22 protein-coding genes and 5 tRNA genes are annotated in these 21561 nt (G+C 38.2%); all 27 read right to left on the bottom strand.

Features of this window, described 5'->3' with window-relative positions; genetic code table 11:
- Positions 1-3: 3 nt before the first annotated feature.
- Entirely contained in the window at positions 4-414 is a 411-nt protein-coding gene (gene rplV / locus BQ5338_RS16235) for a 50S ribosomal protein L22 (RefSeq protein WP_071147791.1), read from the bottom strand.
- Positions 415-448: 34 nt separating this feature from the next.
- Positions 449-718, bottom strand: a complete 270-nt coding sequence (gene rpsS / locus BQ5338_RS16230) for a 30S ribosomal protein S19 (RefSeq protein WP_071147790.1) — start codon at positions 716-718, stop codon at positions 449-451.
- A gap of 20 nt (positions 719-738) precedes the next feature.
- Positions 739-1563, bottom strand: a complete 825-nt coding sequence (gene rplB / locus BQ5338_RS16225) for a 50S ribosomal protein L2 (protein ID WP_071147789.1) — start codon at positions 1561-1563, stop codon at positions 739-741.
- A gap of 5 nt (positions 1564-1568) precedes the next feature.
- Positions 1569-1859, bottom strand: a complete 291-nt coding sequence (gene rplW, locus BQ5338_RS16220; RefSeq protein WP_071147788.1) for a 50S ribosomal protein L23 — start codon at positions 1857-1859, stop codon at positions 1569-1571.
- Between the two features lie 16 nt (positions 1860-1875).
- On the bottom strand, positions 1876-2502 hold the full coding sequence (rplD, locus tag BQ5338_RS16215) for a 50S ribosomal protein L4 (protein ID WP_071147787.1): 627 nt from the start codon (positions 2500-2502) through the stop codon (positions 1876-1878).
- Positions 2502-3119: a 50S ribosomal protein L3 gene (gene rplC, locus BQ5338_RS16210; RefSeq protein ID WP_071147786.1), complete on the bottom strand. Its 618-nt coding sequence runs from the start codon at positions 3117-3119 to the stop codon at positions 2502-2504. Before rplC ends, rplD begins: the two co-directional genes overlap by 1 nt.
- Before the next feature lie 18 nt (positions 3120-3137).
- Entirely contained in the window at positions 3138-3443 is a 306-nt protein-coding gene (gene rpsJ, locus BQ5338_RS16205; RefSeq protein WP_024997600.1) for a 30S ribosomal protein S10, read from the bottom strand.
- Between the two features lie 82 nt (positions 3444-3525).
- Positions 3526-5643: an elongation factor G gene (fusA, locus tag BQ5338_RS16200; protein WP_071147785.1), complete on the bottom strand. Its 2118-nt coding sequence runs from the start codon at positions 5641-5643 to the stop codon at positions 3526-3528.
- 52 nt (positions 5644-5695) lie between these two features.
- Positions 5696-6172: a 30S ribosomal protein S7 gene (gene rpsG, locus BQ5338_RS16195; protein WP_071147784.1), complete on the bottom strand. Its 477-nt coding sequence runs from the start codon at positions 6170-6172 to the stop codon at positions 5696-5698.
- A 146-nt stretch (positions 6173-6318) separates the two neighbouring features.
- Positions 6319-6723 carry a 30S ribosomal protein S12 gene (rpsL, locus tag BQ5338_RS16190; protein ID WP_071147783.1) on the bottom strand — a complete coding sequence of 135 codons (405 nt, stop codon included), beginning with the start codon at positions 6721-6723 and terminating at the stop codon, positions 6319-6321.
- Positions 6724-6834: 111 nt separating this feature from the next.
- Positions 6835-7143, bottom strand: a complete 309-nt coding sequence (locus BQ5338_RS16185; RefSeq protein ID WP_071147951.1) for a DUF3467 domain-containing protein — start codon at positions 7141-7143, stop codon at positions 6835-6837.
- Positions 7144-7342: 199 nt separating this feature from the next.
- A complete protein-coding gene (rpoC, locus tag BQ5338_RS16180; RefSeq protein ID WP_071147782.1) occupies positions 7343-11623 on the bottom strand; it encodes a DNA-directed RNA polymerase subunit beta' in 4281 nt (1426 codons plus the stop codon).
- Positions 11624-11656: 33 nt separating this feature from the next.
- Positions 11657-15469, bottom strand: coding sequence for a DNA-directed RNA polymerase subunit beta (rpoB, locus tag BQ5338_RS16175; protein WP_071147781.1), 3813 nt, complete (start codon positions 15467-15469; stop codon positions 11657-11659).
- A 104-nt stretch (positions 15470-15573) separates the two neighbouring features.
- A complete protein-coding gene (gene rplL, locus BQ5338_RS16170; RefSeq protein WP_071147780.1) occupies positions 15574-15945 on the bottom strand; it encodes a 50S ribosomal protein L7/L12 in 372 nt (123 codons plus the stop codon).
- Between the two features lie 44 nt (positions 15946-15989).
- Positions 15990-16502 (bottom strand): 50S ribosomal protein L10, encoded by a 513-nt coding sequence (rplJ, locus tag BQ5338_RS16165; protein WP_071147779.1) that lies wholly within the window; start codon positions 16500-16502, stop codon positions 15990-15992.
- A 14-nt stretch (positions 16503-16516) separates the two neighbouring features.
- On the bottom strand, positions 16517-17215 hold the full coding sequence (gene rplA, locus BQ5338_RS16160) for a 50S ribosomal protein L1 (protein ID WP_071147778.1): 699 nt from the start codon (positions 17213-17215) through the stop codon (positions 16517-16519).
- A gap of 15 nt (positions 17216-17230) precedes the next feature.
- Positions 17231-17674: a 50S ribosomal protein L11 gene (rplK, locus tag BQ5338_RS16155; RefSeq protein ID WP_071147777.1), complete on the bottom strand. Its 444-nt coding sequence runs from the start codon at positions 17672-17674 to the stop codon at positions 17231-17233.
- Positions 17675-17730: 56 nt separating this feature from the next.
- On the bottom strand, positions 17731-18273 hold the full coding sequence (nusG, locus tag BQ5338_RS16150; protein ID WP_071147776.1) for a transcription termination/antitermination protein NusG: 543 nt from the start codon (positions 18271-18273) through the stop codon (positions 17731-17733).
- 15 nt (positions 18274-18288) lie between these two features.
- The gene (secE, locus tag BQ5338_RS16600; RefSeq protein ID WP_078063525.1) at positions 18289-18480 is read right to left on the bottom strand and encodes a preprotein translocase subunit SecE; all 192 of its coding nucleotides are present in this window, start codon (positions 18478-18480) and stop codon (positions 18289-18291) included.
- Between the two features lie 14 nt (positions 18481-18494).
- A tRNA-Trp gene (locus BQ5338_RS16145) sits at positions 18495-18567 on the bottom strand.
- A gap of 48 nt (positions 18568-18615) precedes the next feature.
- Positions 18616-19797, bottom strand: a complete 1182-nt coding sequence (gene tuf, locus BQ5338_RS16140) for an elongation factor Tu (protein WP_071147775.1) — start codon at positions 19795-19797, stop codon at positions 18616-18618.
- Positions 19798-19850: 53 nt separating this feature from the next.
- A tRNA-Thr gene (locus BQ5338_RS16135) sits at positions 19851-19922 on the bottom strand.
- 8 nt (positions 19923-19930) lie between these two features.
- A tRNA-Gly gene (locus BQ5338_RS16130) sits at positions 19931-20003 on the bottom strand.
- A 37-nt stretch (positions 20004-20040) separates the two neighbouring features.
- A tRNA-Tyr gene (locus BQ5338_RS16125) sits at positions 20041-20123 on the bottom strand.
- A gap of 9 nt (positions 20124-20132) precedes the next feature.
- Positions 20133-20206, bottom strand: a tRNA-Thr gene (locus tag BQ5338_RS16120).
- Between the two features lie 99 nt (positions 20207-20305).
- Complete coding sequence (gene hpf / locus BQ5338_RS16115) at positions 20306-20605, bottom strand: ribosome hibernation-promoting factor, HPF/YfiA family (protein WP_071147774.1); 300 nt, start codon at positions 20603-20605, stop codon at positions 20306-20308.
- Between the two features lie 15 nt (positions 20606-20620).
- Positions 20621-21505: a tyrosine recombinase XerC gene (locus BQ5338_RS16110; protein ID WP_071147773.1), complete on the bottom strand. Its 885-nt coding sequence runs from the start codon at positions 21503-21505 to the stop codon at positions 20621-20623.
- Positions 21506-21561 lie beyond the last annotated feature (56 nt).

Raw genomic sequence — 21561 nt, 5'->3', positions numbered from 1 at the left:
AGCTTAATTTTGATCTTCATTATTACTTTTAGAATCCACGAACAAAGTCACATGATTTGAACGTTTACGAATCCTATATCCTCTACCTTGTGGAGCGGGTCTCATTCTTTTTAAAGTAGATCCGCAATCAACAAAAATCTTAGTAACGAACAATTCGCCACTTTCTGCTTTGCGCTCGTTTTTTTGCTCCCAATTGGCAATCGCAGATCGCAGTAACTTTTCAACTCTCGCAGCAGCTTCTTTTGATGAAAACTTCAAAACGCCAAGAGCTCTGTTAACCTCCATTCCGCGAACCATGTCTGCCACAAGGCGCATCTTACGAGGGGATGTTGGGACATTTTGCAATCTAGCAAAATACATGGATTTAAGGGCTTCCTTTCTTCTGTCTGCCGATATTTTTTTTCTTGCTCCCATTTATTTTAATACTTTATTATTTCTGTAAATTCCATCATTTTTTCTTATTACCAGAATGTCCTTTAAATGTACGAGTTGGAGAAAATTCGCCCAACTTGTGCCCGACCATGTTCTCGGTAATATAAACAGGAATAAATTTATTTCCATTGTGAACTGCAACTGTATGACCTACAAAATCAGGTGAAATCATTGAAGCTCTAGCCCAAGTTTTAACGACAGCCTTTTTACCTGCTTCATTCATAACAAGCACTTTTTTTTCAAGCTTAACATTAATATATGGACCTTTTTTTAATGAACGACTCATAGTTTACTCAATTAATCAGATTACTTTTTTCTTCTCTCAATAATATACTTAGAAGACTGCTTCTTAGGAGCTCTTGTTTTAAGACCCTTAGCATACAGTCCCTTGCGAGATCGTGGATGCCCACCAGAAGCACGTCCTTCTCCACCACCCATTGGGTGATCCACTGGATTCATTACTACACCACGGTTACGTGGACGCCGTCCCTGCCATCTTGAACGTCCAGCTTTACCAGAACATTCCAGTCCATGATCAGAATTACCCACACTACCAACAGTAGCTTTACATGTACTAAGTATCTGTCTTACTTCACCAGAAGGTAATTTTATAACACAATATTTACCTTCTCTTGATGTTAATTGAGCAAAATTTCCCGCAGAGCGAACAAAAGCAGCACCCTGACCAGGACGTAACTCAATATTATGAATTACTGTACCTACAGGGATATTCTGCAAAGGAAGCGCATTACCAATTTCTGGCGCAGCATTTTCACCTGACATCAATGTCACACCTACTTGCAACCCATTGGGAGCAATAATATATCGTTTTTCACCATCTGCATAAAAAAGCAAAGCAATACGAGCCGAACGATTCGGGTCATATTCAATAGTCTTTACTACAGCTGGTACACCGTCTTTATTTCTCTTGAAATCAACAATTCTAATCACCTTCCTTTGGCCACCACCAATGTAGCGCATAGTCATCTTACCTTCACTATTGCGACCACCTGAAGATTTCTTCCCATATACAAGAGACTTCTCTGGTACCCGAGCAGTAATTTCTTCAAAAGTACCAATAATTTTATGTCTTTGCCCCGGTGTTGTAGGCTTAAATTTACGTACTGCCATTTTTCTTAAATATTGCTATAAAAATCAATAGTATCTCCTTCTTTCAAAGCCACGATCGCTTTTTTATATGCGTTAGTTCTGCCATTAATAATACCGGCTTTTGTATAACGGCTTTTATTTTTGCCAGAATACTTAACTGTATTAACACTAATCACCGTAACATTATAAAAAGCCTCAACCTCTTTCTTAATCTCTAATTTATTGGCTTCCGGACGTACAATAAAACCAAAACGATTTAGTTTATCTGTCATTGCAGTCATCTTTTCCGTCACCAACGGTTTAATAATAATTCCCATTACCTAAGCCTCCTTTTTAAATTAAGATATTATCAACAGCCGAAAGAGCACTTTCAGTAAACACAACAACTCCAGCATTCAATACCTTATAAGTATTTAACCCTGAAATCACTTGAACATTAGCGCCTATTACGTTACGAGCCGACAAATATACGTTTTTATTTGCTTCCAATAAAATAACAAGTAGCTTTTTATCAGAAACTTTAAGTTTTTTTGTTATTTCGATAAAATCTTTTGTTCTTGGTGTATCCAAATTAAAATCTTCGACAACAACAATTGCATCATTTTTAGCTTTATACGCCAAGGCTGATTTTCTAGCTAGAACTTTTACTTTCTTATTTAACTTAAAAAAGTAATCTCTAGGCCTAGGTCCAAAAACACGACCACCACCAATAAGCAGCGGAGAGTTCATATCTCCTCGGCGAGCACCACCACCACCTTTCTGACGGCCAATTTTACGCGTAGAGCCACTTATTTCACTTCTCTCTTTAGATTTGTGCGTACCCTGACGTTGATTAGCCATAAACTGTTTTACATCCAGATAAATAGCATGATCATTAGGCTCAATACCAAAGATAGAGTCATTTAACGTAACCTTTCTCCCAGTGTCTTCACCTTTAATATTATATACGTTAACTTCCATTATTTCTCAATTATTACGATTGAACCTTTGCAACCTGGAACAGATCCCTTTACTAACAAAAGATTATGTTCCCCGATCACTTTTAATACCTGCAAGTTTTGAACCGTGACTCTGTCACCTCCAAGTTGGCCACCCATGCGCATACCCTTAAAAACCTTAGCTGGATATGAACAAGCACCGATAGAACCTGGTTTACGGGCACGATTATGTTGACCGTGAGTTGCTTGACCAACACCACCAAAACCATGTCTTTTTACTACTCCTTGAAATCCTTTTCCCTTAGAAGTTCCTATTACATCAACAAACTCGACATCATTGAAGAGATCCACAGTAATAGAATCTCCTAAGCTAAGTTCGCTTTCAAATCCCTTGAACTCGGCCAAGTGTCTCTTTGGTGTTACTCCAGCCTTTTTGAAGTGTCCCATCAAAGGCTTTGTGGTATGTTTCTCTTTCTTTTCTTGGAAACCAACCTGCACGGCTTCGTACCCATCATTTTGATGAGATTTCACCTGCGTAACAACACAAGGACCTGCTTCGATAACAGTGCATGGTACATTTTTACCATCAGCACTGAACACGGATGTCATTCCGATTTTTTTTCCTAATAATCCTGGCATTTCACTTTGTTTTAATTATCAAACTTTAATTTCAACTTCAACACCACTAGGTAGCTCAAGCTTCATCAAAGCATCAACTGTTTTAGCGGTTGAACTATAAATATCGATCAATCTTTTATAAGAAGAAAGTTCAAATTGCTCTCTAGATTTCTTATTAACGAAAGTTGAACGATTCACTGTAAAAATACGCTTATGCGTAGGTAAAGGTATAGGACCACTAACAATAGCGCCGGTACTCTTCACTGTCTTCACGATTTTTTCAGCCGATTTATCGACTAGATTATGATCGTAAGATTTTAATTTAATTCTGATTTTTTGACTCATTATAATTAGATTAATAAATTTATAAATTATCCGGAACAATCGATTAAGAGTCATTCACTAATCAATTGTTCCAGATAGTCATTTAGAGTAAATCAGCACGTCCCTTAACCTCCTCTAAAACAGCTTTAGCTATTGAAGAAGAAACTTGGGCGTGGTGAGAATATGTCATAGAAGACGTCGCACGACCAGAAGAGATTGTTCGTAAAGTCGTTACATAGCCAAACATTTCCGCTAAAGGCACCAATGCTTTTACGATTCTTGCTCCAGAACGACTAGATTCCATTCCTTCTACTTGACCACGACGCTTATTTAAATCTCCAATCACGTCACCCATATTTTCTTCTGGGGTCACAACCTCCAGCTTCATCATTGGTTCTAATAAGACAGGACCAGCTTTAGCACAAGCATTTCTATATGCCTGTGTTGCACAGATCTCAAAAGACAACTGGTCTGAATCTACAGGATGGAAAGAACCATCAATCAGTGAAACCTTTAAAGAATCCAACGAATAACCTGCCAACACACCATTTTTCATCGCTGACTGAAATCCTTTCTGAACTGAAGGTATAAATTCTTTTGGAATGTTACCACCCTTCACCTCATCAACAAATTGCAATCCACCTTGTACAAAATCAGAATCAACAGGCCCTATATTTACTATAATATCAGCGAATTTTCCACGCCCTCCCGATTGTTTCTTATAAACTTCGCGTAGATTTACGGTTTTCGTAATTGCCTCCTTATAATTAACCTGAGGACGTCCTTGATTACATTCAACCTTAAATTCTCTTCTAAGGCGGTCTATAATGATATCAAGATGTAACTCACCCATACCAGAGATTACCGTTTGACCCGTTTGATCATCAGTGTGAACAGTAAACGTCGGATCCTCTTCTGCCAATTTAGCCAAACCATTAGATAATTTATCCATATCTTTCTGGGTTTTTGGCTCAATAGCAATACCAATTACAGTTTCAGGAAAGTCGATAGACTCTAAGATAATTGGCGAATTTTCATCACACAATGTATCTCCAGTGTGAATGTCTTTAAAGCCAACACCTGCACCAATATCACCTGCACCAATAACATCAACCGGATTTTGTTTATTAGAGTGCATCTGGAATAAACGAGATACACGCTCCTTCTTACCTGAACGTGAGTTATATATATAAGAACCGGCCTCAATCTTTCCTGAATACACACGGAAAAAAGTCAAACGCCCCACATAAGGGTCAGTTGCTATTTTAAAAGCCAAAGCAGACGTTTTATCATCCTCACTAGGTTTACGATCCTCTTCAGCACCCGTATCTGGGTTTGTACCGATAACATTTTCAGTATCTAGAGGCGAAGGTAAAAAAGCACAGACATAGTCCAACAACGTCTGAACACCTTTATTTTTAAAAGATGAACCACAAAGCATGGGCACAATAGCCATTTGCACAGTTGCATTACGGAGTGCTCTCAAAACCTCTTCTTCAGTAATAGTCGAAGGATCATCAAAATATTTCTCCATCAACGCATCATCATATTCAGCTACTTTTTCAAGCATCTTATCTCTCCATTCTGCGCATTCATCAAGTAGATTAGCCGGTATCTCTTCTACAGAATAATCAGCACCCATTGTTTCATCATGCCAATAAATAGCCTTCATCTTAATAAGATCCACAAGACCTTTAAAAGATTCCTCTGAACCAATAGGAACAACAATAGGACATGGATTAGCTCCCAAAACAGTCTTCATTTGGCGTACAACTTCAAAAAAGTCAGCGCCGGAACGGTCCATTTTATTAACATACCCAATACGAGGTACACTATATTTATCTGCTTGGCGCCATACTGTTTCAGATTGGGGTTCCACACCGCCTACAGCACAATATGTAGCCACAGCTCCATCAAGCACACGCAGAGAACGTTCAACCTCTGCAGTAAAGTCAACGTGTCCTGGAGTATCAATTAAGTTTATCTTATAAACATCTCCTGCATACTTCCATCGAGTAGTCGTTGCAGCAGAGGTGATAGTGATGCCGCGCTCTTGCTCCTGCGCCATCCAGTCCATTGTTGCCGCACCATCATGAACCTCACCGATTTTATGAGTTAGTCCTGTATAAAACAGGATACGTTCAGACGTAGTGGTTTTCCCGGCATCAATGTGAGCCATAATACCAATATTACGAGTTAAATGTAAATCTTGTCTTGCCATTTTTTCAATCCTTTACTTTAAGTTTTTAATCGAATTAACCTCTCTATAGTATTTAGAATCTGAAATGAGCAAATGCACGATTAGCTTCAGCCATTCTATGCATATCTTCTTTACGCTTATACGAACCACCTTGTTCATTAAATGCATCCATTATTTCAGCTGCAAGTTTATCAGCCATTGATTTCCCACCTCTCTTACGAGCATATAAAATCAAATTTTTCATTGAAACTGACTCCTTACGATCAGGACGGATTTCAGTAGGAACCTGAAAAGTTGCCCCACCTACGCGACGAGACTTCACTTCTACTTGAGGGGTAATATTTTCTAATGCTTTCTTCCATATCTCCAAAGCAGACTTTTCTTCATTAGGAAGTTTATTTTTGACTACCTCTAAAGCAGCATAAAAGATTTCATAAGAAGTATTCTTCTTACCATCATACATTAGATGGTTTACAAATTTGGATACTTTTTGATCATTGAAAACGGGATCAGGAAGAATCACACGTTTTTTTGGTTTGGCTTTTCTCATTTGTTTGAAAAATAATGTTTTTGTTTTTGGCTGCAAAATACTGACTTCAATCTCCCCTCTGGAAAATTTACTCAACCTTTATAGCTTATCCAACAAACTAAAAACGAAAGTTATTACTTATAGTTTAAATTAAATATGTATGCTAATTATTTCTTCTTAGCAGGTGCAGCAGGTTGTCCTGGTTTAGGACGCTTAGTTCCATATTTAGAACGCCTTTGCGTGCGTCCAGCAACTCCTGCTGTATCAAGCGTTCCACGAACGATATGATAACGCACACCAGGCAGGTCCTTTACACGTCCTCCACGCACTAAAACTATCGAGTGCTCTTGCAAGTTATGTCCTTCACCAGGTATATAAGAGTTCACCTCTTTCTGGTTTGTTAAACGAACACGAGCTACTTTACGCATTGCAGAGTTTGGTTTTTTAGGTGTGGTTGTATAAACCCTCACGCAAACGCCACGTCTTTGAGGACACGAGTCAAGGGCAGGAGATTTACTCTTATCCACCAACACAGAGCGTCCTTTTCTTACTAATTGCTGAATTGTAGGCATCTTAATTGTTTTTAATTTATATATTTGTTATATTAATTTCTTTACTATACATTTTGGGCTGCAAAAATACAAATAATATTTGGAAAATTCAACCCATAACGTTTTTTTCTTTTAAGCTTCACCTTTAATCGTTGTAGCAGCAAACAATTCAGGCTCTTCGGGTAAGGAGATACTTCCATTAATTCTTTCATACTCCAGAAGATTTTCCTTTAGAGCCCACAACAAACGCTTTGCATGTTCTGGGGCCATTATAATACGTGATTGTACATTTGCCTTAGGAACACCTGGCATAACACATATAAAATCAAGAACAAATTCCGAACTGGAATGAGTAATAATTGCTAGATTAGCATATTTACCTTGGGCCACTTCATCGCTCAATTCAATTTGCAATTGACCTTCACTTTTTTGATCATTCATATATTTAGTATATTTAGACTCTGTCATAAGCTGAGTATATTGTAGATATTATCCACTTACAAATAAGGAAGAAACATATACATTTAACAATCATAATAACTGGTTCAACTATATATATCCCCAAACAAAGAAAGCTATAGCCGATTGTTTATTAGGAAACAACAAGCATAGCTTTCTTATACTATAAATAGAAGTTAGATTAAACCTCGTTATAATCTAAAACAGTCTTTTTGTTGGCCAAAATCCTATCGTATTCCTCTTTTGAACCAACAATGATTTTTTCAAATTCACGTTGGCCAGTACCGGCAGGAATCAAGTGCCCACAAATAACATTCTCTTTCATTCCTTCAAGCTTATCAATTTTACCATTGATTGCTGCTTCATTAAGAACCTTAGTAGTCTCTTGGAAAGAAGCGGCAGACATGAAACTGGAAGTCTGGAGAGCTGCACGAGTAATACCTTGGAGGATTTGAGTTGAAGTTGCTGGAATAGCATCACGTACTTCCACCAATTTCAGATCTCGGCGTTTCAACATACTATTTTCATCTCTCAATTTACGAGCTGTAACAATCTGCCCAGCCTGTAAGTTCGAAGAATCACCAGCATTTAGAATAACTTTTTTACCCCAGATGCGATCATTCTCTTCCATGAAGTCCAACTTATCAATAATCTGCTGTTCCAAGAAACGCGTATCACCAGGTTCGTTAATCTCAACTTTACGCATCATTTGTCGAACAATAATCTCAAAATGTTTATCATTTATCTTCACTCCTTGAAGACGATAGACATCTTGGACTTCATTAACGATATACTCTTGTACAGCAGTAGGACCTTTTATCGCTAATATATCTGCAGGCGTGGTAGCGCCATCAGATAAAGGTGTACCAGCACGCACATAATCATTCTCCTGTACCAGAATTTGCTTAGACAGAGCTACGAGATATTTCTTTACTTCTCCCGTTTTAGATGTAACTACAATCTCTCTATTACCACGTTTTATTTTGCCCATAGTCACCTCCCCATCGATTTCCGATACAACTGCTGGATTCGATGGGTTACGCGCTTCAAACAACTCAGTAACTCGAGGAAGACCACCAGTGATATCACCAGCCTTACCAACAGCTCTAGGAATTTTTACAATTACCTCACCAGATTTTACTTTTTGGCCATTTTCTACAACGACATGCCCACCAACTGGTAAATTATAAGTTCGAACTAAATTCCCGCTTTCGTCTAAAACATGTGCAGAAGGCAGCTTCGTTTTATCTTTAGATTCTATTATAATAATTTCACGCAAGCCTGTAGCTTCATCAGACTCAACTTTATATGTTATGTTTTCAATAACACCTTCAAATTCAATCTTACCAGTAACTTCAGTTATAATTACAGCATTAAATGGATCCCATTTTGCGATAAGTTTACCTTTATCGGCAACATCACCATCTACAGCATAAAGCTTAGAGCCATAAGGAACATTGTGAGTAGAAAGGACAATACTCGTGTTGACATCAATGAAACGTACTTCAGCCAAACGTCCTACAACAACTTTAGCCGCCTCTCCACTTTCATCAACAATATCTACCGTACGCAATTCTTCGAACTCTAGTCGAGAATTATTCTTAGCTATAATACTTGCATTAGCTGCAATATTTGCAGCTGTACCTCCAGCATGGAAAGTACGCAATGTTAACTGTGTACCTGGTTCACCAATAGATTGAGCAGCAATAACACCTACAGCCTCTCCCTTCTGAACCATACGATTCGTAGCAAGGTTACGACCATAACATTTAGCGCACACACCTTTTTTCGATTCACAAGTCAACACAGAGCGTATTTCAACACTTTCAATTGGCGATTCTTGAATTTTCTTCGCAACCTCTTCAGTGATTTCCTCTCCACCAACAACAAGTAATTCCCCTGTTGTAGGGTGGATGATATCATGTACAGAAACACGCCCCAAAATACGTTCATATAGAGTAGCGATAATATCATCATTATTTTTAAGATCCGTACAGATCAATCCTCGAAGGGTACCACAGTCTTCTTCATTGATGATCACATCATGTGAAACGTCAACTAAGCGGCGTGTAAGATAACCCGCATCAGCTGTCTTTAAGGCAGTATCAGCCAATCCTTTACGAGCACCATGGGTAGAAATAAAATATTCTAATACTGAAAGTCCTTCTTTGAAATTAGATAGAATCGGATTTTCAATAATCTGTCCTCCCTCTGCACCGGCTTTTTGAGGTTTGGCCATCAGACCACGCATACCTGACAACTGACGAATCTGCTCCTTAGAACCACGAGCCCCAGAATCAAGCATCATATAAACCGAATTAAATCCCTGATCATCAGAAGAAATAGTCTTCATCAGAATATTAGATAATTCAGAATTAACATGTGTCCAAATATCAATGACTTGGTTATAGCGTTCATTATTAGTAATGAAACCCATATTATAATTACTGATTACCTGCTCAACCTCATCATATCCTCTCTGAACCAAGACTTCTTTCTCTACAGGAATTATAATATCATCAAGGTTGAATGATAATCCGCCTTTAAAAGCCATCCTATAACCTAAATCTTTTATGCCATCAAGAAAATCAGCTGTACGAGCTACACCACATTTCTTTATTACATCGCCAATGATTTCACGCAAAGACTTCTTTGAAATGATTGTATTTATATAGCCCACTTCTGCAGGAACAATTTCATTAACGATAACACGACCAACAGATGTTTCACGCAAGATATCGACAATATTCCCATTGTCATCAAGATCCTTTACGATAACCTTAATGATAGCATGAATATCCACTTTACCTTCATTATAAGCAATAGTGGCCTCTTCTGGCCCATAAAATATCAAGCCTTCACCTTTTGCGCCCGTACGCAACTTAGTAATATAATATAAGCCCAGCACCATGTCCTGAGATGGGACTGTAATAGGAGCCCCATTTGCAGGATTTAAAATATTATGAGAAGCCAACATTAACATTTGTGCTTCAAGCACAGCTTCATTACTTAATGGTAAGTGAACAGCCATCTGGTCACCATCAAAGTCAGCATTAAATGCAGTACAAGCTAATGGGTGCAATTGGATAGCTTTACCTTCAATCATTTTAGGCTGAAAAGCTTGTATACCGAGTCTATGCAAGGTTGGCGCACGGTTAAGCAAGACAGGATGTCCTTTCATTACGTGTTCCAAAATGTCCCATATAACAGGTTCTTTGCGATCGACTATTTTTTTAGCAGACTTAACCGTTTTTACAATACCTCTCTCTATTAGTTTACGAATAACAAACGGTTTGTACAATTCCGCAGCCATCAATTTAGGAATACCGCATTCATGCATCTTAAGTTCAGGTCCCACAACAATTACCGAACGAGCAGAGTAATCGACACGCTTACCTAATAGATTTTGACGAAAACGCCCCTGTTTACCCTTCAAACTATCTGAGAGTGACTTAAGCGGGCGATTAGCATCAGTCTTCACGGCACTAGATTTACGCGAGTTATCAAATAAAGAGTCAACAGACTCTTGTAACATACGCTTTTCATTACGTAAGATAACCTCAGGTGCTTTAATCTCAATCAGCCTTTTCAAACGATTGTTACGTATTATCACGCGACGATATAAGTCATTTAAGTCTGAAGTCGCAAAACGTCCACCATCTAGTGGAACCAGTGGACGAAGTTCTGGAGGAATAACCGGCACAATACGCACAATCATCCATTCAGGTTTGTTTCGTCCCCTTGAAGAACGAAATGACTCTACAACCTGAAGACGTTTTAGTGCCTCATTTTTTCTCTGTTGAGAAGCATCATTACCTGCGCGGTGTCTTAAGTCGTACGACATTGCATCCAGATCAAGACGTGCCAAAAGGTCATAGATCGCTTCTGCCCCCATTTTAGCGATAAATTTATTAGGATCAGAGTCATCTAAGTATTGGTTTTCTTTAGGAAGAGTATCCAAAATATCCAGATATTCCTCTTCAGAGAGAAGATCAAATACTATGATCCCATCTTCTGCCTTTATACCTGCCTGAATAACAACATAACGTTCATAATAAATTATTGAATCAAGTTTTTTTGTTGGCAGGCCTAACAAATAACCAATTTTGTTGGGAAGCGAACGAAAATACCAAATGTGGGCAACAGGTACTACTAATTGAATATGCCCCATGCGCTCACGACGAACTTTTTTCTCTGTTACTTCTACTCCACATCTATCACAGACAATACCTTTATAACGAATACGTTTATATTTCCCGCAATGACATTCATAGTCCTTAATTGGGCCAAAAATGCGTTCACAAAACAAGCCATCTCGTTCAGGTTTGTAAGTACGATAGTTTATGGTTTCAGGCTTCAGCACTTCACCACTCGAATTTTCAAGGATTTCTTCAGGAGAAGCCAAGCCAATTGATATTTTCGAGAAATTAGTTTTTATCTTATTTTCTTTTCTAAAAGCCATACAATTATATTTTTATAATATACCAACAATTCATTACTCTAGATTAATGCTGAGGCCCAAACCTCTTAACTCATGCAAAAGCACGTTCAAAGATTCAGGAATACCAGGTTGGGGCATAGGTTCCCCCTTAACAATAGCCTCATAAGCCTTGGAACGTCCCACTACATCATCTGATTTTATGGTTAGTATTTCTTGAAGAATATGTGAAGCTCCAAAGGCTTCCAAAGCCCAAACCTCCATCTCACCAAAACGTTGACCTCCAAATTGAGCCTTACCTCCAAGAGGCTGTTGAGTAATCAATGAATAAGGTCCAATAGAACGAGCATGCATTTTGTCTTCAACCATATGACCCAATTTTAACATATATGTTATACCAACAGTAGCTGGTTGGTCAAATTTATCACCAGTACCACCATCGCACAAATAAGTTTTACCAAAACGTGGCAAACCAGCTTTATCAGTCCAACTAGTAATATCATCTAAAGATGCTCCATCAAAAATGGGAGTAGCAAATTTGAGACCCAATTTCTTACCAGCAGAACCAAGTACAGCCTCAAATATTTGTCCTAGATTCATACGAGAAGGCACACCCAATGGATTTAAGACAATATCAACCGGAGTCCCATCTTCTAAGAATGGCATATCCTCTTGACGCACAACCCGAGATACAATACCTTTATTACCGTGGCGACCAGCCATTTTATCTCCAACTCCAATTTTACGCTTCTTAGCAACATAAACCTTAGCCATCTGAATAATCCCAGCAGGAAGCTCATCCCCAATAGTAATACTGAATTTTTTTCTTTTCAATTCAGCATCTAACTCTTTATATTTCTTGAGAAAATTAAGAATCAAATCACGAATCAAATCATTTGTTCGCGATTCAGACGTCCAATTGCTTAACTGAATAGAGTTATAATCTAATGTATCAAAATCCGAAGCAGTAAATTTAGCACCTTTAGCAACAACTTCAGTCCCAAGATAATCTTTTACTCCTAAAGATGTTTTACCCTCAGTAAGAGTGACCATTTTCTTTATTAGTATCAACTTTAATTCAGCAACCTTCGCTTCAAATTCATCATCAATTTTTGGGAGCAAAGCTTTATCTGCTAATTTAGAGCTTCTATTTTTAACAACTCGGGAGAATAGTCTTTTATCAATAACAACCCCCTTCAAAGAAGGAGAAGCTTTTAATGATGCATCTTTAACATCTCCAGCTTTATCTCCAAAGATAGCACGAAGCAATTTTTCCTCAGGAGAAGGATCTGACTCACCTTTAGGTGTTATCTTACCAATAAGAATATCACCAGGTTGGATATGAGCTCCAATTCTAACAATTCCATTCTCATCCAGATCTTTCGTAGCTTCCTCACTTACGTTTGGAATATCCGAAGTTAACTCTTCCATACCACGTTTTGTTTCTCTAACTTCTAGAGAATATTCCTCAACATGGACAGACGTCAACAAGTCTTCTCTAACTACGCGTTCATTTAGAACAATAGCATCCTCATAATTATAACCCTTCCATGGCATGTATGCCACCAAAAGATTCTTTCCTAATGCCAACTCACCATTCTCAGTAGAATAACCTTCAGTAAGTATTTCACCTTTAACAACAGACTGTCCTTTTTCGCAAATAGGTCGAAGATCAATAGTCATATTTTGATTCGTTTTCCTAAACTTCGGAAGCCGATACTCCTTAAGCGCAGGTTCAAAGCTGACAAAATCTTCATCAGGAGTTCTATCATATAAGACCCGAATTGTTGTTGCATCAACGTAATCAACAATACCATCGCCCTCTGCTGCAATCTGCGTACGAGAATCTCTCACTAATTGGTGTTCAATACCTGTACCTACAATAGGAGCCTCACTTTTCAACAATGGAACAGCCTGACGCATCATATTTGATCCCATCAATGCACGGTTAGCATCATCATGTTCTAGGAAAGGAATCAATGAAGCAGCAATTGACGCAATTTGTTGAGGAGCCACATCCATTAGTTGAACTTCATTTGGTGCAACAACAGGATAGTCAGCATCTTGACGAGCTTTGATTCTGCTATTGACAAAGCATCCTTGATCATCCAAAGACGCATTCCCCTGAGCAATGATTTTACCCTCTTCTTCCTCAGCAGTAAAATAAGTGACACTATTTTGTACAATATCGACCTTCCCGTTTTCAACCTTACGATATGGAGTCTCAATGAATCCCAGATCATTGATTTTAGCATAAACGCATAAAGAAGAAATCAATCCAATATTCGGACCTTCAGGAGTTTCTATCGGACATAAGCGGCCATAATGTGTATAATGAACGTCACGCACCTCAAAGCCTGCACGTTCACGAGAAAGGCCGCCAGGCCCTAGAGCCGACATACGCCTTTTGTGGGTAATCTCAGCCAATGGATTCGTTTGATCCATAAATTGAGATAATGCATTCGTTCCAAAGAACGTATTTATTACGGATGAAATGGTTTTTGCATTTATCAAATCAATCGGAGTGAAAACCTCATTGTCTCGCACATTCATACGCTCACGAATAGTACGTGACATACGGGCCAATCCCACTGCGAATTGATTAGAAAGTTGTTCTCCAACAGTCCTGACTCTACGATTACTTAAATGGTCAATATCATCAACATCAGCCTTCGAATTAATTAGCTCTATAAGATACTTTATGATCTCAATAATATCTTCTTTGGTAAGAACCTTAACATCCATATCAGTGGATAGGTTCAACTTCTTATTGATTCTGTAACGACCAACTTCACCTAAATCATAGCGCTTTTCTGAGAAGAATAAATTATTTATAACCTCGCGAGCACTAGCATCATCAGCTGGATCAGCATTTCTTAATTGTCTATAAATATAAAGAACTGCTTCTTTCTCCGAATTACTCGGATCCTTTTGAAGAGTATTATAAATAATAGAATAATCAGATTGATTAGGTTCCTCTTTATGTATAAGAATACTTTGAACACCCGATTCTATAATTTCATCAACGTGCTCAGGTAACAAGACCGTTTCACGATCAATGATAACTTCATTTCGTTCTATGGAAACTACTTCTCCGGTATCCTCATCAACAAAGTCCTCAATCCATGCCTTCAATACACGAGCTGCTAACTTTCGTCCTACGGCCTTTTTAAGGTTAGTCTTGTTTACCTTTACATCTTCAGCAAGATTAAAAATTTCAAGAATATCCTTATCGTTCTCAAAACCTATAGCGCGTAATAGAGTGGTTACAGGTAGCTTTTTCTTACGATCAATATAAGCATACATAACATTATTAATGTCAGTAGCAAACTCAATCCATGATCCTTTAAAAGGTATTATACGTGCTGAATAGAGCTTTGTTCCATTAGCATGGACACTTTGACCAAAGAATACGCCGGGAGAACGGTGAAGTTGTGATACTACAACTCGTTCTGCACCATTTATAACAAATGTAGCCTTTTCCGTCATGTAGGGAATTGGACCAAGAAATACATCCTGTATTACCGTATCAAAATCTTCATGATCAGGATCAGTACAATACAACTTGAGCTTAGCCTTCAATGGAACACTATATGTAAGCCCTCGCTCTATACAATCATCGATAGTATAACGCGGCGGATCAATATAATAATCTAAGAACTCAAGAACAAAATTGTTTCTTGTATCAGCAATAGGGAAGTTTTCAGCAAATACTTTATACAATCCCTCGTTCTTACGCTTTTCAGGTGGGGTATCTAATTGCAAAAAGTCTTTGAATGACTTCAATTGTACTTCCAAAAAATCCGGATATTCAAGCGGATTATTTATAGAAGCGAAATTAACTCGTTGATTTACAGTATTTGAAGACATCTGTCAATGAATTTGTAGAACTTAATTTTAAATATATACACAAAAAGGTTAAGAATCCTTTTTAAAAGGATTCTTAACCGAATTACCTGATTTCCAGGTTAATGTTATTTAAGTTCAACCTCAGCGCCAGCTTCTTCCAATGCTTTTTTCAATGATTCTGCTTCGTCTTTAGCTAAACCTTCTTTTACTACGCTAGGAGCGCTATCTACCATGTCTTTTGCTTCTTTCAAGCCAAGGCCACAAGCTTCCTTCACAGCCTTCACTACTTGAAGTTTAGCTGCACCAGCATTTTTCAACACTACATCAAAAGAAGTTTTTTCTTCTACTACTGCAGCAGCAGCAGGTCCAGCGGCAGCTGCAACAGCAGCAGCAGCAGGTTCAATACCATATTCATCTTTAAGGATAGTTGCAAGTTCATTAACTTCTTTCACTGTCAAGTTAACTAATTGTTCTGCAAAAGCTTTCAAATCTGCCATTTTTTGTATGATTTTAATGTATAATTACTTATTGTGTGGATTAATTATTTTTCACTGAGAGTTTTGAGAACTCCGTGAAGGGTGTTACCACCCGATTGGAGAGCTGAAACAACATTTTTCGCAGGTGATTGCAACAAAGCAATAACATCAGCAATAACCTCATTTTTGCTCTTAATGCTTATTAAAGCATCTAATTGATCAGCTCCTAAATAGAAGCTTTCCTCAGCATAAGCTGCCTTAAGCCCTGGTATACCATCCTTAGTAATGTCTTTCAGCAACTTCGCTGGTGCATTAGCAGCATTACAAAACATTACAGAAGTAGACCCCTTAAGGGAGTTATAAAGAGGAGAATAATCTATGTCCAAAGTGCTAAGCGCCTTATGAAGTAAAGTATTCTTCACAACCAGAAGCTTGATACCTGTTTTGTAACAAGCTCTTCTTAATTCGCTAGTTTTAGCAGCATTCATAGCAGTCATGTCTATCAAATAAAAATGACTATACTCTTTTACTGTATCAGCTATTTGTTCAATAATCGTATTTTTATCTTCCTTTCTCATTGTTCCTCCATTAATTAGATTTCCTCTACTGATTTCGGATCTATCTTAATTCCCGCACTCATAGTACTAGAAAGATAAATACTCTTAATATATGTACCTTTAGCTGCTGTTGGTTTAAGTTTATTCAGTGCAGAAATAAATTCTTTAGCGTTATCGCGAATTTTATCTACATCAAATGAAGCTTTACCAATAGAAGTATGAACAATACCACTTTTATCAACCTTGAAGTCAATTTTTCCTTGTTTTACTTCTTTCACAGCTTTTGCTACATCCATAGTCACAGTACCACTCTTTGGATTAGGCATTAACCCACGAGGACCGAGTACGCGGCCAAGCGCACCAATTTTACCCATAATAGACGGCATAGTAATGATTACATCAATATCTGTCCATCCACTTTTGATCTTATCAATATATTCATCAAGACCAACATAGTCAGCACCTGCTTCTTTTGCAGCAGCTTCAGCATCTGGTGTACAAAGAACCAAAACGCGTATATCCTTACCAGTACCGTGAGGAAGTGAAACAACACCTCTCACCATCTGATTAGCCTTACGCGGATCAACTCCTAAACGTACATCAATATCTAATGAAGCGTCAAATTTCGTAAAAGTAATCTCTTTTACTAAAGATGCAGCTTCCTTCAGTGAGTATGCCTTCCCTGCTTCAATTTTCTCTGCAGCTAACTTTTTGTTTTTTGTCAGTTTACCCATTACAATTGAAGTTTATTAATTATTAACAGGGAATTCCCCTTTTACAACGATACCCATGCTTCTAGCTGTACCTGCAACCATCTTCATAGCTGCTTCAGCAGTAAAGCAATTTAAGTCAACCATTTTATCCTGAGCAATCGTACGAATTTGTTCCCACGTTAATTCGGCAATTTTCTTACGATTTGGTTCAGCAGAACCACTCTTTAACTTAGCCACTTCAAGTAATTGAATGGCAACAGGAGGAGTCTTTATTACAAAATCGAAAGACTTATCCGTATAATAAGTAATAAGTACAGGCAAGATTTTCCCTGCTTTGTCTTGGGTTCTGGCGTTGAATTGCTTGCAAAATTCCATGATATTAATTCCCTTAGAACCCAATGCAGGCCCAACGGGAGGTGATGGATTTGCCGCGCCTCCTTTAATCTGTAATTTGATTATTCCAGCAACTTCTTTAGCCATTTTTTATTAATTTATATATAAACATTAATGAAGAATACTACAGCGTAACACCTGTATTACTCTTTCTCAACTTGCATAAAGCCCAATTCAAGCGGTGTTTTCCGCCCAAATATCTTTACCATAACCTTAAGTTTCTTCTTTTCACTATTAACTTCTTCAATGATGCCACTGAATCCACTAAAAGGACCAAAAGTAACTTTAACCGTTTCACCAACTACATATGGAATAGTAAGTTCCTCACCCGCATCCTGAAGTTCATCAACTGTTCCAAGTATACGATTTACTTCTGACTGCCTAAGTGGCACAGGTTTATCTGAGCCGCCTAAAAAGCCAATCACATTAGGAGTATTTCTAAGATGATGAGAAACCTCACCAACCAAAGCAGCTTCCACTAAAACATAACCAGGCAGATAATTTCTTTCTTTCACAACTTTTTTACCATTGCGCACCTGGTATACCTTTTCTGTTGGAATCAATACCTGAGATACATATTCGCCAAGATCGCTGTTTTTTATATCAGCCTCAAGATATTCTCTAACCTTGGTTTCTTTCCCACTTATAGCACGCAAAACGTACCATTTTTTTTCAACCTCAGACATTTTTACTTCTAATTTTTAATGTGGATAAATAACCTTTTCCATTAGTGTCTGGAAACAGAAGTCCATCGAAAACACCACCAATGCAATAATCAGGGAAGCATACAAAACAACTATTGCACTATTGGTTAGTTCAGAATACGTCGGCCACGATACTTTATGTACAAGTTCGTTGTAAGATTCTTTGATATAAACTACTATTTTCTTCATTTCAAAAATATTAGCACGGGAGGAGAGGCTCGAACTCCCGACACCCGGTTTTGGAGACCGGTGCTCTACCAACTGAGCTACTCCCGTGGATACAAAATCAGTCCTTGACATAAAGTCAAGAACTGACTATATAAATTACAACATTTCAGTGATCTGACCAGCACCTACTGTACGTCCACCTTCACGAATAGCGAAACGAAGACCTACATTCAATGCAACTGGGTAAATCAATTCTACTGTGATAGTCACATTGTCACCTGGCATAACCATTTCAGTTCCTTCAGGAAGTGTAATTTCACCCGTACAGTCCATTGTACGAAGATAGAATTGAGGACGATATTTGTTGTGGAAAGGAGTATGGCGACCGCCTTCTTCTTTCTTCAATATATAAACCTCTGCTTTGAAAGTAGTGTGAGGTTTAATTTGTCCTGGATGGCAAAGTACCATACCACGTTTAATATCATTCTTATCAACGCCACGAAGCAATAGACCAACGTTGTCACCAGCTTCACCTCTATCAAGAAGCTTACGGAACATTTCAACACCAGTAACAATTGATTTTTTGTCTTCACCTAAACCCAAGATTTGGATTTCATCGCCGACTTTAATAATACCTGCTTCAATACGTCCTGTAGCTACAGTACCACGACCTGTAATAGAGAATACGTCTTCAACCGGCATCAAGAATGGTTTATCGATATCACGTGGAGGTAGTGGAATCCAAGTATCAACTGCATCCATTAATTCCATTACTTTCTCTTCCCATTTTTCTACGCCATTCAATGCTCCAAGAGCAGAACCACGAATAATAGGAGTATTGTCACCATCAAAATTATAGAATGAAAGAAGATCTCTCATTTCCATTTCAACGAGTTCCAACATTTCTTCATCGTCAACCATGTCACATTTGTTCATGAAAACGACCAATTTAGGTACATTTACCTGACGAGCCAACAGAATGTGTTCGCGAGTTTGAGGCATAGGACCATCAGTTGCAGCAACTACGATAATAGCACCATCCATCTGAGCTGCACCAGTAACCATGTTCTTCACATAGTCAGCGTGACCTGGACAGTCAACGTGAGCATAGTGACGATTAGCTGTTTGGTATTCAACATGTGAAGTATTAATAGTAATACCTCTTTCTTTTTCTTCAGGAGCATTATCAATCTGATCGAAAGATCTAACTTCTGAAAGGCCTTTCTTAGCTAGCACTGTAGTGATAGCAGCAGTTAAAGTGGTCTTACCGTGGTCTACGTGACCAATAGTACCAATATTAACATGCGGTTTGGTACGTTCAAATTTCTCTTTAGCCATAGCTTTACTTGTTATTTATTTAATTAATAATCAGCACTTACATTTTTATCATGAGCTGTTACCGGGATTTGAACCCGGGACCTCTTCCTTACCAAGGAAGTGCTCTACCGCTGAGCTATAACAGCAAGGAAAGAGCGGAAGACGGGACTCAAACCCGCGACCCTCAGCTTGGAAGGCTAATGCTCTATCAACTGAGCTACTTCCGCATTTCTTGCTAAAGCTTTGCACCTCTCTACAAAAATGTGGGCAAAGATGGATTCGAACCACCGAAGTCGAAAGACAGCAGATTTACAGTCTGCCCCATTTGGCCACTCTGGTATTTGCCCTTATTTTTGAGCCTCTTGTCGGATTCGAACCAACGACCCCGAGATTACAAATCACGTGCTCTGGCCAACTGAGCTAAAGAGGCGAATCTTATATCGAAAACGCAACCGAAACGTTCTATTGCGAGCGAAACGGCTGCAAATTTAGATATTTATTTCTTTTCCACAAAACTTTTGCGAATATTTTATTTATTCCTCAACTTTTCTTTATGCTTTACCAATTGTTTCTCCACAGCCTCTAGCGCTTCATCCACAGCTTGTTCAAAAGAGTCACAAATCTTATTTGCATATAAATCGCCACTGGGAACAATCACTTTAATACCAGCCTCCTTATTAATAGCTGTTTCAGGTTTTACAACCTTCAACATCACCTCAACTGCTTTTATATCATCATGAAATTTCTCCAATTTGGATGTTTTCTTTTGAATAAAAGATTGTAATTGCTCCGTAGCATCAAAATGAATTGACTGAATTTTAACGTCCATAATAACCTCCCTTTTTTAAGACCTTGGATGGGCCTGTTTATACACTTTTTTAAGTTCTTCAAAAGTAGTATGCGTATAAATCTCAGTAGCTGATAAACTACTGTGTCCAAGAAGCTCTTTTACAGCTTCCAACTCAGCTTCGTTGTTTAACATCGAAGTAGCAAAAGTATGTCTCAACACGTGAGGGCTCCTTTTCTTTAGCGTAACTACCTTTGAAAGGTTTCGTTTTACTATATTATAGACCAAACCACTATACAGCGGCTCACCGTTTAATCTAACAAAAAAAGCCCCCGAAAGCCTCTGCATTTCTTCCGTCTTTATGCCTTTATAAGTAAGGATGGATCCTTTTAGTTCATCACCAAAAGGTATTAAGCGCTGTTTATTTCTCTTTCCTGTAACCTTCAACAGACAGCCAGGAATATCCACATCCATATCGTTCAAACCAATTAATTCTGAAAGTCTAATGCCAGTAGCGTAAAACATTTCAATAATCAATCGATCCCGACATGCCACAAAGCCTTTACCGAAGTCTGTTTTATCTAAAAGATCATTCATCTCACCTTCTTTCAAAAAAGAAGGCAATATTTTTTTGTTTTTAGGCCCCACTATTTTGCGCAATGGGTCGACTTCAAGTTCATTTCTCCTAAGGAGAAATTTATAAAGCGAGCGTAAAGAACTTAGTTTACGATTTACAGATGTAGCTGTATATCCTTTATCCATTAAAGACACAATCCAACTACGGACAATCTGTGAATTCACAGATGCCCAGTCAGCCACTTCCACCTCTTCTTGGATAAATTCGCGAAACTGGCATATATCTGAACTATAACTCACAATGGTTTTATCAGAATAATTCCGCTCATACCGAAGATAATCTAAGAAAGCACTTTCTGTTAGCATATTGTTGTCTTATCTATAATATAATAAGGCAACGAATATAAGAAAGAAAAACAATA

The sequence above is a fragment of the Bacteroides ihuae genome (assembly GCF_900104585.1).
In the GTDB taxonomy this organism is placed as follows: Bacteria; Bacteroidota; Bacteroidia; order Bacteroidales; family Bacteroidaceae; genus Bacteroides; species Bacteroides ihuae.
Note: the sequence above shows the minus strand (reverse complement) of the source record. Positions and strands in the feature narration are given on the sequence as shown.

Bases quoted from the DNA above. Each gene is read 5' to 3' on its own strand.
- rplV (WP_071147791.1), bottom strand. From the start codon at position 414: ATGGGAGCAAGAAAAAAAATATCGGCAGACAGAAGAAAGGAAGCCCTT.
- rpsS (WP_071147790.1), bottom strand. From the start codon at position 718: ATGAGTCGTTCATTAAAAAAAGGTCCATATATTAATGTTAAGCTTGAA.
- rplB (WP_071147789.1), bottom strand. From the start codon at position 1,563: ATGGCAGTACGTAAATTTAAGCCTACAACACCGGGGCAAAGACATAAA.
- rplW (WP_071147788.1), bottom strand. From the start codon at position 1,859: ATGGGAATTATTATTAAACCGTTGGTGACGGAAAAGATGACTGCAATG.
- rplD (WP_071147787.1), bottom strand. From the start codon at position 2,502: ATGGAAGTTAACGTATATAATATTAAAGGTGAAGACACTGGGAGAAAG.
- rplC (WP_071147786.1), bottom strand. From the start codon at position 3,119: ATGCCAGGATTATTAGGAAAAAAAATCGGAATGACATCCGTGTTCAGT.
- rpsJ (WP_024997600.1), bottom strand. From the start codon at position 3,443: ATGAGTCAAAAAATCAGAATTAAATTAAAATCTTACGATCATAATCTA.
- fusA (WP_071147785.1), bottom strand. From the start codon at position 5,643: ATGGCAAGACAAGATTTACATTTAACTCGTAATATTGGTATTATGGCT.
- rpsG (WP_071147784.1), bottom strand. From the start codon at position 6,172: ATGAGAAAAGCCAAACCAAAAAAACGTGTGATTCTTCCTGATCCCGTT.
- rpsL (WP_071147783.1), bottom strand. From the start codon at position 6,723: ATGCCTACAATTCAGCAATTAGTAAGAAAAGGACGCTCTGTGTTGGTG.
- BQ5338_RS16185 (WP_071147951.1), bottom strand. From the start codon at position 7,143: ATGAATGATCAAAAAAGTGAAGGTCAATTGCAAATTGAATTGAGCGAT.
- rpoC (WP_071147782.1), bottom strand. From the start codon at position 11,623: ATGGCTTTTAGAAAAGAAAATAAGATAAAAACTAATTTCTCGAAAATA.
- rpoB (WP_071147781.1), bottom strand. From the start codon at position 15,469: ATGTCTTCAAATACTGTAAATCAACGAGTTAATTTCGCTTCTATAAAT.
- rplL (WP_071147780.1), bottom strand. From the start codon at position 15,945: ATGGCAGATTTGAAAGCTTTTGCAGAACAATTAGTTAACTTGACAGTG.
- rplJ (WP_071147779.1), bottom strand. From the start codon at position 16,502: ATGAGAAAGGAAGATAAAAATACGATTATTGAACAAATAGCTGATACA.
- rplA (WP_071147778.1), bottom strand. From the start codon at position 17,215: ATGGGTAAACTGACAAAAAACAAAAAGTTAGCTGCAGAGAAAATTGAA.
- rplK (WP_071147777.1), bottom strand. From the start codon at position 17,674: ATGGCTAAAGAAGTTGCTGGAATAATCAAATTACAGATTAAAGGAGGC.
- nusG (WP_071147776.1), bottom strand. From the start codon at position 18,273: ATGTCTGAGGTTGAAAAAAAATGGTACGTTTTGCGTGCTATAAGTGGG.
- secE (WP_078063525.1), bottom strand. From the start codon at position 18,480: ATGAAGAAAATAGTAGTTTATATCAAAGAATCTTACAACGAACTTGTA.
- tuf (WP_071147775.1), bottom strand. From the start codon at position 19,797: ATGGCTAAAGAGAAATTTGAACGTACCAAACCGCATGTTAATATTGGT.
- hpf (WP_071147774.1), bottom strand. From the start codon at position 20,605: ATGGACGTTAAAATTCAGTCAATTCATTTTGATGCTACGGAGCAATTA.
- BQ5338_RS16110 (WP_071147773.1), bottom strand. From the start codon at position 21,505: ATGCTAACAGAAAGTGCTTTCTTAGATTATCTTCGGTATGAGCGGAAT.